At 45.7% G+C, this 12731-nt stretch carries 8 protein-coding genes; all 8 read left to right on the plus strand.

The window, feature by feature from the left end; all coding sequences use genetic code 11:
* The 8 genes from SRRS_RS06180 to SRRS_RS06215 all read left to right on the plus strand — a co-directional run bounded on the left by SRRS_RS06180 (nt 1) and on the right by SRRS_RS06215 (nt 12725).
* A complete protein-coding gene (locus SRRS_RS06180) occupies nt 1–528 on the plus strand; it encodes a 2-oxoacid:acceptor oxidoreductase family protein (RefSeq protein ID WP_371367181.1) in 528 nt (175 codons plus the stop codon).
* 91 nt (nt 529–619) lie between these two features.
* A complete protein-coding gene (locus SRRS_RS06185; RefSeq protein ID WP_371367183.1) occupies nt 620–2590 on the plus strand; it encodes a methyl-accepting chemotaxis protein in 1971 nt (656 codons plus the stop codon).
* Between the two features lie 127 nt (nt 2591–2717).
* Nucleotides 2718–4439, plus strand: coding sequence for a LytS/YhcK type 5TM receptor domain-containing protein (locus tag SRRS_RS06190; protein ID WP_371367185.1), 1722 nt, complete (start codon nt 2718–2720; stop codon nt 4437–4439).
* Complete coding sequence (locus SRRS_RS06195; RefSeq protein WP_371367187.1) at nt 4426–5208, plus strand: LytR/AlgR family response regulator transcription factor; 783 nt, start codon at nt 4426–4428, stop codon at nt 5206–5208. Before SRRS_RS06190 ends, SRRS_RS06195 begins: the two co-directional genes overlap by 14 nt.
* Before the next feature lie 71 nt (nt 5209–5279).
* Nucleotides 5280–5942: a TetR/AcrR family transcriptional regulator gene (locus tag SRRS_RS06200; protein ID WP_371367189.1), complete on the plus strand. Its 663-nt coding sequence runs from the start codon at nt 5280–5282 to the stop codon at nt 5940–5942.
* Nucleotides 5943–6019: 77 nt separating this feature from the next.
* Nucleotides 6020–7126 (plus strand): efflux RND transporter periplasmic adaptor subunit, encoded by a 1107-nt coding sequence (locus SRRS_RS06205; RefSeq protein WP_371367190.1) that lies wholly within the window; start codon nt 6020–6022, stop codon nt 7124–7126.
* A gap of 3 nt (nt 7127–7129) precedes the next feature.
* Nucleotides 7130–10228 carry an efflux RND transporter permease subunit gene (locus tag SRRS_RS06210; protein WP_371367192.1) on the plus strand — a complete coding sequence of 1033 codons (3099 nt, stop codon included), beginning with the start codon at nt 7130–7132 and terminating at the stop codon, nt 10226–10228.
* 130 nt (nt 10229–10358) lie between these two features.
* The gene (locus SRRS_RS06215; RefSeq protein WP_371367194.1) at nt 10359–12725 is read left to right on the plus strand and encodes a hypothetical protein; all 2367 of its coding nucleotides are present in this window, start codon (nt 10359–10361) and stop codon (nt 12723–12725) included.
* The last annotated feature ends 6 nt before the right edge of the window (nt 12726–12731 follow it).

A 12731-nucleotide genomic window follows, 5' to 3' on the forward strand; every position in this document is an offset into this window, starting at 1 on the left:
ATGATGCAAGTCAGATTAAGCGGCTCAGGGGGACAAGGGTTAATCCTTGCCGGTATAATCCTCGCCGAAGCCGCCATTGGAGATGGACGGGAAGCCGTACAATCCCAGTCTTATGGTCCTGAGGCGCGCGGTGGCTCCAGTAAGTCGGAAGTAATTATCAGCGACGGACGTATTCACTATCCTAAAGTAACAGCCCCGGACCTTTTGCTGGCAATGACCCAGGAAGCGCTCAATAAGTACGGGGCCGATTTAAAGCCGGAGGGGGTTGTCATTACCGATACGGCTTTTGTCCGGGACGTGCCGCCGAGCTTTAAAAGAGTGTACGCGGTTCCGATAACCCAGCTGGCCAAGGAAAAGTGCGGACGGGAATTATTCGCTAATATTGTGGCTCTCGGTGCAATAACCAGGCTTACGGGTGCTGTCACTTTTGAAGCCTTGGAAAAGGCTGTGCTTGCCCGAGTGCCTAAGGGTACGGAAGAGATGAATAAATTAGCTTTGCAGGTAGGTTATCAAGCCGTTAGCAAATAAGAAAAATAGCAGCCTCTGGCGTTCGTATACGTCAGGGGTTGTTGTTATATTCAAAAATAGACAATTTTATAGAGGTGGGGAGAAAGTAAATATGAAAATCCGGGCAAAATTGACAACTATAATTTGTGGACTCTTGGTCTTGGCCCTAGGAATTTTAGGATCTGTAAACTACTTACAGGTTCACCGTCTAATTACGCAAGACGCCGAAGAAGAACTTACGTTAACGGCAGTGGGAGCGGCCAATGAAGTAGGTTTATGGTTTGAGGCCCGTCGTGCCGAAATAATTATGTTAGCCAATTCGCCCCTTTTACAAGGAGAGCGGGACAGGGCTATCAGCTACCTGATGGAAGAGAGCAGTAAAAACAAAATATATTCTCGTTTTTTTCTGGTGGATGATAAAGGCAACGCTATTTACACAAACCATACACAGGCCAATGTAAGTGACCGGGACTTTTACCAAAAGGTTATGGCAACGGGAGAAACTTTTGTTGCCAATCCGGTTATTTCTAAGGTCGACGGAAAAATGGTAGTGGTAGTCGCTGCTCCGTTAAAAAACAACGGCAAGACGATTGGTATGCTGGGGGGGACGGTAAGTATTGATGAACTTATCGACAGGATATTGACGTTAAAGGCCGGCATGACCGGTCATGCCTATGTTATTCAAGACAATGGGCTTGTCATTATACATCCTGAGAAAGAGCTGGTCATGAAAGCTAACTTTTTGAATGATACTAATGTCGATCCACGGCTGCGGCTACTTACAGAAAAAATGGCGAAAGGAGAGCGTGGTACGGGGGATTATCTATTCCAGGGAACACCCAAATACTTAGCGTACGCACCTGTTAGCGGAACTTCCTGGAGTTTGGCGGTAAATATTCCCGCGGCCGAAGTTTTGGCAAAGCTTAGTTCTTTTAAAACTGTCTTTTTTATAACCTTGTTTATTGTATTAGGAATTGGCGGAATAATAAGTTTTTTATTTGCCCGCACGTTGGCAAAACCGCTGCAAAAATTAAGCTTAATGGCAGATCGGTTTTCACAAGGGGATTTGTCTGTACCCGAAGTCAGAATTAATTCCAAGGACGAACTGGGGGTGTTAGCTGTCGCTTTTACTACAATGACTGCAAATACCAGAGCCATAATCCGCAAGGTAATTCAGTCGGCAGAGCAGGTAGCCGCTGCCTCGGAAGAACTGACAGCCAGTGCTGAGCAGTCAGCGGCTGCGGCCGGTCGTGTTGCCAACGATGCTAGTAAAATAACGCTGACAACGGAAAAGCAGCATAAGGGATTGCGGGAATCTACCGGGGGTGTCGAAAAGCTTTCTGCACGGATTCAGGAAATTAGCAGCGGGGCTTCTGCAGCCTCACGGTTAGCCGATCAAACATCAGGAAAAATTGTATCCGGCAGCGAGGCGGTTGGGCAATCCGTAGAGCAGATGAATAAAATTGCTGAGGCTACGCATAGTGTACAGCAAGCGATAGAGAGGCTGGCTAGCAGCTCCACGCAAATTAATGAAATTGTAAACGTAATTGCCGATATCGCAGGGCAAACCAATTTATTGGCTTTAAACGCAGCTATCGAAGCGGCCCGTGCCGGTGAACAAGGACGGGGTTTTGCCGTTGTCGCTGACGAGGTAAGAAAACTTGCTGAGCAAACCCAGGAAGCAGCCAAACAGATTACCGGATTAATCGGGGAAAATCAATCAAACATAATAAATGCCGTGTCATTAATGCATACTGGAAGCGGCGATGTTAAACAAGGCATTATAATGGTTAATCAAGCAGGGAGTTCTTTTGGTGAGATAACCCAGCTTGTCGGGCAGGTTTCGGAGCGGATTACCGAAATATCTGCTTCAATTGCTGAAATGGCCGAAGGCAGTGAACAAGTGGTCAATAAGGTGCGGGACATTGAACAAGCCGGCATAGAGGTAAACCAATTGGTGCACGGTGTATCTGTCAAGACAACAGAACAGTCAGGTTCCATGCAGGAAATATCCGCTGCAAGCCATAGTCTGGCTCTGTTGGCGGAAGAGCTTCAAAATTCGGTGCACTTATTTAAACTATAATATGGATATACTACTGTTAATTTCCTTAAAAGGAATATTTATGCAGTATATATCGATTTTTATGAGTTCAAATATGTTTTATGATACAATTAAAGTAGGAAGTTTTCATGGACACGGAGGTGATATTGTGGATATAAGCTTGATGGAAATTGTTATTAAAAATATTGCTGTATTAGGGGTAGCCGCTTATTTAACCACTCAAGTACCACCGTTCCGCAGGGCTTTGAATCAGCTGCATTACCGTTGGCAGGATAAAGCTATTTTAATTTTGATTTTTGGCTTTTTTTCGGCAGTAGGCAATTATTTAGGGATACCTGTATTAGGTTCGCTAGCCAATACCAGAATTGTTGGCGCTGTCGTCGGCGGTTTGCTGGGAGGACCGGCCGTAGGGTTGGGAGCAGGGCTTATTGGGGCTGTACCGCGGTATTTTATGGGTGGGTTTACTATGATTCCCGCCGCTAGTGCAAATATATTGGTAGGATATCTCAGTGGATTGGTATACGCTCACTATGGCGCCCGTAAGATTGGAATTGGCAAAGCGTTCCTTGTCGGTCTTGGCGCTGAGTTTTTGCTGAAATTTATGGTGCTTACTCTTTCCGCGTCTTTTGAGGCTGCTTGGGAGCTTGAACGAGTCATTGCCGTTCCTACCATAGTGGCTAATAGCCTTGGAGTTATGCTGTTTGTGTATATTGTTCGGGATGTATACCAAGAGCAGGACAAAGCGCAGGCGAAATCCGCCCAACAGGCCATGCGGGTTATTCAAAAAACCAACAATATGTTACGGCAAGGACTAACTCAGGAATCAGCCCAGCGAATTGCAGCCACGATATATACCGAAGTGGATGCCGATGCCGTTGCCGTGACCGATAACGATAAAGTTCTCGCCTTTATCGGCAAAGGGGACGATCATCATATTGTTGGACAACCGTTTATAACGGAGGCGACAAAACGGGCCTATCAAACCCGGCAAAGCCTTATTGCCAATACCAAGAAAGAAATTGGCTGCCCGCATGAGGATTGTCCGTTAAGTGCGGTTATTGATGCACCCATGATTGTTAATAATCGCTTTCAGGGGAGCATTAAAGTCTACAAGACAGGAAACGGTGTCATTTTGCCGTACGAAGCAGAACTGGTGCAAGGTATTGCTGATTTCCTCAGCTTACAGTTGCTCCACTCAGAACTGGAAGTACAAACGGTACTCTTGTCGCAAGCCGAATATAATTCACTACGGGCCCAGATTCACCCGCACTTTATCTTTAATATTTTGGGAACTATACGGGCCACTATCCGGTCCGAACCGGAAAAAGCCCGGGTTTTGATCAAACATCTCTCAGATATGATCAGGCGGCATATTAAACCAGGCAAAGAAGTTAATACTTTACAAGAAGAACTTGATTTTATTGATAACTATATTTATCTGGAACAAGCCCGGTTCGGAGATCGCATCCAAGTGATTAAAGTAATCGACCCGGTGAGCTATAATCAAATTGTACCGGTATTCGCCGTACAAGTTCTTGTGGAGAATGCCATTAAACACGGGTTGACACCAAAAAAAGACGGCGGTATTGTGGAGATTCGTGTTTGGCGGGAAAAGGATCAGGTTCATATTCAGGTGCGGGATAATGGCGTGGGTATTCCCGAAGAGCGGCTGACGGACTTCATAGAAATGCCCACTGTTTCACAAATGTCGGGAGGCATAGGTATTGGGCTCAGTAATGTGCATGCCCGTATCCAGCGATTATTCGGGAAGCAATATGGCTTATCGATAGAGAGTAAGCTCGGCGAAGGTACGTGTGTATCCATATGTTTACCTGTACAGGAAGGGGGCGCAGGTGATGACAAGATTTAAGGGTGTAAAAGTCATTATTGCCGATGACGAAAGGTTGATGGCGGAAGAATTGCAGACCCTATTACATGAAAGCTACCCCGATCTTAAGATTATAGGCGTAGCCTCGGATGGGGAAGCCGCGTTCTCGCTAATAAAACAGCATAAGCCGGATATCGCTTTTCTGGATATTCAGATGCCCGGGCTGACGGGGCTGGAAGTGGCTAAAAAACTGATTGGCTGCGAAGAGCCGCCGGCCATTGTGTTTGCTACTGCCTATGATGAATACGCGCTAAAAGCATTTTCAGTAAACGCGATGGATTATATTTTGAAGCCTTACGATGAAGCCGATATTCAGCGGGTCATGGGAAAATTCGAAAAAATGCTGGATGGGGCCGCCGTCCACCCGCGCACTTCCTTACGTAAAGAAGGCGCAAAATCTCCTAGTGTCCGAAAGTTTTCTGTGGAAAAGGGCGATCGGATGGAGGTTATTGACAGCGATAAAATTGAGCTGGTATATGCGAAAGATCGGCTTGTTTACCTTAAAACGCTGGACGGGGAAATCTATCGAACCAAATTGACATTACATGACTTCGAAGCTAAACTGCCGGACGATAAATTTTTTCGCTGCCATAGAAACTATATAGTAAATGTTAATCAAATCAAAGAGATTGCCACATGGTTTAATAAAGGGTATATTTTAATTCTGCAGAAAAACAAAGCCGGAAAGAACTCGGAAGTCCCGGTAGGAAGGGCCTATGCTGCCAGGTTGAAAGAGTATATAGAATTATAACCTTCGGGGCTGCCTCCCATAAGTTTAACACCTACGAGAGGCAGTCCCGCACAATTACAGCGGCCCATTGATTGTCCAGGATTACTATTGACAATGAGACGAAAAAATACTATGATAAACATACCGACCGGAAGGTCGGTGGAATCCAGCGGAGAGCAGATGATAGTATGACCAAGGAAAACATTATTACCGCCGCTTTGCGCTTATTTTTAACGCGCGGGTATAAGTCAGTCTCTCTTATTGATGTTGCAACTGAAGTTGGTGTTACCAAGGGCGGGATTTACCATTATTTTTCAAGTAAGGATGAGCTATTGCAAGTCGCCTTCAATTTCCTTATTGAGCATATTGAGACCAAGTATAAAAAACTGCTCAACAGCTCTACCAGTTTGCGGGATGTGCTCCAGGCTATTTTAGTCGAAGATGCATTAGCAACCTACGTAATGGAGCTGCTAGGTGGAAATAGTGCGGATTGCACATATCATGTTCACTTTACCATTGAAGTTATGCAGCTTTTTCCTGAGATAAGCAAAAGGATTCGGGAAAACCAAGAATTGTTGTGTGAGGCCATTGCAGTAAAGATACAACAGGCAGTTGAAAAAGAAGAGATCCGGGAGGACACGGATGTTGATGCTTTCGCCGCTATTATAATCGCTTTGCTGAACGGGCAAGGTTATCAGTCTGTAAGCATGAAACAACGGATGGTGGACAGCATCTGGAGCTTAATTCGGGTCTAGCGCGAGAGCGCATTTTCTTTTGATATTTACATACCTACCGGTAGGTATGTGTTGATTAACAAATTGGGGGTTATTCAATGAAGAAGCAAAAGTGGAAATACCTAGCTATCCCTATACTACTTCTAGTTGGTTTGACGATGGTATTTCGCTCTGGTATATCGGCCGAGGATAACACGCAGGCTACAGCTGGAACTGCAATCAGTGTAAAGGTTGCGCCAGTACAATATACTGACTCGACACCTAGTTTATCGTTTAACGGCTCCTTAGAAGGCCAGACATCGGCAGCGATAAGTGCTAAAATTTCAGGCCGCATCGCCGAAGTGCTGGTGCAGGAAGGTCAGCAGGTCAGGGCAGGGGATTCGCTAATTCGCCTGGAGACTGTTGAATTATCGAACTCGGCTCGCCAGGCCAGTGAAGCGGTACGGAAAGCTCAGATCACTTATGACATAGCAAAGAATAATTATGATCGTTATCACTCTTTGTATCAAAAAGGAGCTATATCAGCACAGCAGTTAGAAGATGCACTTGGTAAATTCCAAATTGCTGAGGCCGATTTGTCCAGTGCTGCCGCAAGCCAGGGCAATGCGGAACAGCAACTAGCTAATACTGTGATTACTGCCCCTGTGGATGGCATAGTCGCAAACAAAACGGCCACCATCGGTCAGGTAGTATCGCCTGGATCATCGCTGCTAACGGTTCAAAATATAAGTCAAATGTATGCCGTTATCAATGTGGAACAAAAGAACTTAGGGGTTGTGAAGGAAGGACAGAAAGCACAGGTAACTATCGATGCTTATCCAGATAAGATATTTGAAGGAACCGTGGAAGTGATGAACCCGGAAGCCGAATCAAGCAGCCGTATGTTCCGTACTAAAATTAAATTGGATAACACTACTCACGAATTAAAGCCAGGTATGTTTGCTAATATAGCCTTGCTCACCGGAGAGAGCGTAAAAGTCTTGACAGTACCGCAGTCGGCAGTTGTTCAAAAGCAAGGACAATATTACGTTTTCCAAGTTCAAGATGGCAAAGCAGTTCGCAAGCAAATTGAAGTTGGGCAAGTAACAGGCAGTATAATTGAAGTAAAAGCTGGATTAGAAACCGGAGCACAGGTCATTGCAACTAGTGTGAACCGGTTAAATGATGGCGTTGCTGTTAAGGTAGTGCCTGAGTTTGGAGGATAAAGCATGAAGCTTACGGAAATTAGTATCAAACGTCCGGTTTTTGCGACGGTCATTATTTTGGCCTTAGTAGTCCTGGGCTTCGTGAGTTACACAAAGCTTAATGTAGACCAATACCCAAGTGTGGAAATACCTGTTGTAGCTGTAACTGTCATATATCCGGGAGCATCTCCTGACCAGGTAGAATCTAAAGTTACGCAAAAGGTGGAAGATGCCGTAAGTGTTGTATCTGGTGTAGAACACGTTACCTCCACCGTTAGTGAAGGTGTGTCTTCCACTGTAATTCAATTCACTGCGGAGACCAACTCCGACACTGCCGCTCAGGAAGTACGTGACAAGTTAGGCGGTCTCCAGGCAACGCTGCCAGAAGACGCAAAATCACCTGTAATTTCCCGTTTTGACCCGTCTGATACACCCATAATGTCCGTTGCGCTAACCGGGAATATGAGCCAGCGTGACTTAACTGTACTAGCAGAAGACGTGCTTGTTAAGCGTCTTAAGGCCGTGAATGGAGTAGCTGCGGCAGATATTAAAGGTGGATTGGATCGGGAAATTCAAATTTTACTGGATAGTCGGCAAATGTCCGCCTACAGTTTGACGATACCAGAAGTACTAAATAGTCTCCGTAATGAAAACATTGACGCACCAGGGGGCAAAGTGACGGATGGTCAGCGGGATACTAACTTAAGGACTGCTGCTAGTGTGCCTACAGTAAACCAGTTTCTGAATATTCCCGTTGGCCAACGTGATGGCGTTCAGCTATACGTGAAAAATATTGCTGCGGTTAAAGATACGACTCAAGAAGTAAGCACCATCACGAAAGTAAATGGTCAAGCAGCTCTTGGTGTGGATATCATGAAGCAATCGGGCAGCAATACTGTTAAAGTAGCGGAAGACATTAAGCGCCAGATGGAATCTATTAAGAAAGACTTGCCTTCCGGCGTTGACTTGGTAGTGGTCCGCGATAACTCGAAAAACATCCAAGAATCTGTAGATGATGTTGAATTTAACCTCATTGTTGGTGGCGTGCTGGCAATTGCCGTCATATTCCTATTCTTAGGTAACTGGCGCAGCACTGTCATCGCCGGTATCGCCATCCCTGTTTCTGTTATTACTGCATTTGCAGCAATGAAGTTGCTAAACTTCAGCCTCAATACCCTGTCCTTGCTGGCGTTGTCCCTCGCTGTAGGTCTATTAATTGACGATGCCATCGTGGTTATTGAGAATATCGTTCGCCATCTGGAAATGGGAAAAGATAAGGTTACCGCGGCGTTAGAAGGCACGTCGGAAATTGGTTTGGCAGTTATGGCTACGACCTTTACTTTAGTTGCCGTTTTCGTACCAGTAGGCATGATGAATGGTATGGTTGGACAATTTTTCAAGGAATTTGGCCTAACAGTAGCAGCCAGTGTGCTTGTTTCCTTATTCGTTGCTCTTACGTTGACGCCGATGATGTCAGCAAAGTATCTGGGGCATGAAGAAGTGAAAAGTGACAGTAAATTCGGCAAAGCCTGGAACACGTTTAATGCCAAGTTTGATGAATGGACGTTGCGATATGGTAATTTTCTGCGTATCGCCTTGGCAAAGCGCCGTACAGTAGTTTTGGTAGCTGTCCTATTATTCGTCGGCAGCTTAGGGCTTCTGCCTCTCCTTGGTTCAACCTTTGTCCCTGACGCGGATAATGGGGAATTTACTGTATCAGCCATTGTGGACCCTGGTATGAATGTAGCCGCAGTAGATAGCCTCGCAGATGAGATGGAACAAATTATCCATAGCATCCCGAACGTTACTATGACTTACAGTGTTGCAGATGCCAAGAATATTACAATCTTTACTAAACTGACACCTAAAAATCAACGTACTATAAGTGATACTGCGATCGTTGAGCAAGTGCGTCAAAAACTGAGTGATATTCCGGGGGCTGCTATTAGTGTTTCTAAAGAATCAGGTCTTTCAGGCAATAAGCCAGTCTCACTAGTAATTCAAGGTCCATCGCTGGAAGCCTTGAGTGACATTGCCGAGCAAGTCCATTCAGCAGTAGCTAGCGTTCCCGGAGCGATAGAAGTTAGTTCCAGTTATGAAGCAGGTAACCCGGACGCTCAAATTATTGTAAATCGTGATCGGGCTGCCGACCTTGGCATTTCTGCCGCCAGCATTGCCGATACACTTCAAACGATGTTTAACGGAAAACTCGTTACGCAATACAAGGAAGGTAACGACTCCTATGATGTACGAGTCATCCAGGATCCCAATGACCGTCGTGCTTTGAGCGATGTAAGCAATGTGTATTTGGCAAGTACTGCTCGCAGTAAGACTGGGCAAGCCGTAATGATTCCTCTGTCGCAGATAACAGATACGGTATATGCTACCAGTCCGGCTCAGATTAAGCGCTATGACGGTCAGCAGCAAATCACGGTTTCGGCAAACTTAAAAGGTATTACGATTGGTGAGTTTAACAAAGAGTTTAATAAAAAAGCAGCAGAAATAAAAATGCCTGATGGCTATAAATTTATAGCTACCGGTCAAGCTAAGTCTATGAACGAGGCTTTCAGTAGTATGATCCTTGCATTAGGCATGGCGGTACTGTTTGTATTCTTCGTTCTCGCTGCTCAGTTTGAAAGCTACTTGGAACCTTTTGCGATTATGATTGCCTTGCCCTTGGCTGTTATTGGCGCCATCGGTGGCCTGCTGCTGATGGGCAGTGATTTGAGCATAATGTCGTTGATTGGGATCATCATGTTGATGGGTCTGGTAACGAAGAACGCGATCTTGCTGATCGACTTTACCAAGCAGCGGCGCGCCGAAGGACTGGAACGCACAGAAGCGCTTGTTCAGGCAGCCATTCAGCGGATGCGTCCTATTATTATGACAACAGTAGCGATGATTGCGGGTATGATTCCGCTGGCTTTGGGGATTGGACCCGGCGCTGAAGCTCGCGCTCCCATGGCACATGCCATTATTGGCGGACTGATCACCTCGACCGTTTTGACACTGGTTGTGGTACCTGTTGTCTATACAATCTTTGATGATCTTCAAAACGGCAAAATCAAGCTTTTTAAAACAGGCAAAAAAGCAAAAGAGACTGGAAAAGCGCTAACACAGTAGAAGAAATTACAAGAAGAGGGCTTCGTTTTGGAAGCTCAGGTTGAACTAGATGACTAAAATAAGCAGTCCTGCAGATACTTAGAAGTAATTGCAGGACTGTTTTATTTGCATTGGGAGGAGTTTAGTACTTATGCCGAAAGCCTTCGCTTCTTTACCAAAACAGGTTGTTCGTACCTTTTTTCGAAACTCTTTTAATCGTGATGTCGTGATACTCTTGATAGTTAGCATTGCTATCGGAGGGGCAATGGCTGGAGCTCTGGCCATGACGGCGAATACCTATTTTTCGGAAACCATAACTTCCCTTGTGGGTAAATACGGAGAATTTGATCTTCTGATTAATGTGAGGGAGGAGGTAAAAGAAGACGGACGGGCACAGATTGAAAACATCATTAATCAGGTGTTTCCCGGGGCCCGGCTAAAGGAAGGCCCAACCTTAACGGGACTGACAAGTTTTTTGGTTGGCATACCTGCTGAATACAAAACAAAACAAACTTATGAGACCCTTGATCAAATTTTTGGCAGCGTTCCCGGGCGGGCAGGGATTAGTATTATGACTGAACCACGGATAACCCTAAAAGCTGTACCCGATGGAGCCAAAGACTTGGTCATTGATCAGGTCATGCAAATAAATGGGGTTCTATTTGCTTTCCGGGACGGGGGTTCGGTCACTGTCTTGGTACAGTCGTTGGAACAAGCATCTACCGTAAATGCTGATATAGGGCGTCTTCTAGCCCAATATCAGTTAATTGATATAGCCTTTCCTGTAGGCAGTGAACCAGACAATCCCATCCGTTTAGGGGAACAGCTTGCTGATACACTTCGGGGCGATAGGGCAGTTGGTTTTGCCCAAAGTGTGTCCGCGGATACCAAACGCAATGATACGGCTTATTTTGTAAGTACTATGATTGAACTAAAAAAGTTTCTGACTGCTTATGCAACAAAAACTGTAATTCGATTAGCTGCAGGGGTGACCTTGCATACTGGTGATGTAATTGCATTTCAGGGAACTGCACCAAGTGGTGTCGTCCCTGGGGCAGCAGTTGATCCGGCTAATGTTTTGGTGCAAGTAACGGCTGTAAAGGGCGATGGAACAGCAGAAGGCATGGTCGTTCAGGGCGACACAAGACAGTCGTCCGGAAGCCAGGGATTTTTGGTTAGCAACTCTGCTATTGGAGCACTTGTTGGAACCGCCAGTTTTCGTAATCCCCGGAGTGATCTCGGCAATGCGTTAGGAGAGACATCCAAGCTAGTCGCTCAAATACCGGGATTTGCACAAGATGCGAAAAGTATGATTGGAATCGCCAATACATCGCTTGATAACTATAACACCAGTTTGGGAGCAGTTGAACAGACTTTAACCAGTTTAGACAATGCCGGAGCTACTATCCAGGCAGCGACCAGCGGTTTAGCGGGTTTAGATACCAGTGCAATACAATTGCAGGTAGGCACTTCAGCCCAGGCTATGGGGAGTCTGGTGAAAACGTTGCAAGTGGTTCGACTGGTAAGTCCTGATGTAGCGTCTTCTATTAATGAATTGAGTACTATGCAGCAAAATCTTACTAATCTTCAAACACGGCTGCGTGCGCTGGATAGTGTCGCTGCTGATGCCCGGCGGGCTCGGACTGCCATAGACAGTATCGTGGCTAACGGTAATAGTACAGTTGCAAGCTTACGTAATTTTGATACCGCAGGGGCGCGGCAGACCCTAAATACAACTGGGGGGCGTCTGGGGCAATTGCAACAGTTTAATACACCGCTTGTGGAGGCGCAGCTACAGTATCTTGGTGCTGCCGTACCTAATTTAAGTGATGAAGAGATTAGCCGGTCTATCCAGCTTATGGATCGGTTCATTGCCGGACAGGTTATACCCAGTCAGCGCCTGCAAATACTAACCAAGAGTAATGTCACCACCGAATTGGCAGCACCAATAATCTATCGAGTAATTGGACATACGAACGCATCGTTGTATACATCACCACTGGGGATCATAGAACCTGATCCCCGTGCCGAAGTTATGATGATTTTGACTCAGGTAAAAGCCGTTCTAGCCGCGTTGGTCTCGTTGGTTGCAACAGTTGCTTTCTTAACCTTAGACCACACTGCTGTCGCAACTGTTATTCGGAGGCAGCGCACAGTAATTCGAAAGCAGCCAGTCAAAGGCTGGAAAAGACTAATGCATGGTATTAAAAATGTTTTTGCAGCCCCGGAATGCCTATACGGTATGGGCATTGGTGCATTGCTTCTCACGGCAATGTTTGCTTTATCGGGTGGAGGTATTCCGTATGTGCCATGGATAGGAGTACCTATGCTGGGAGCAGCACTGGGTTTATTTATCGCGAATAATGCAGAAAAAATTAACCCCATTGCCAGTGAAGAAGTTAGTGCGGGTGAAGCATTAGGATTATCTTTTGATGAAATTATGCGTGAAATTGTAATTCCTAACGCCCGTCCCGGCCTACTGCAAAAGCTAAACCGCCGAAAACTCAAGTTTAAATAAGCAGGT

Source organism: Sporomusa rhizae (genome assembly GCF_041428845.1).
Classification (GTDB): Bacteria; Bacillota; Negativicutes; order Sporomusales; family Sporomusaceae; genus Sporomusa; species Sporomusa rhizae.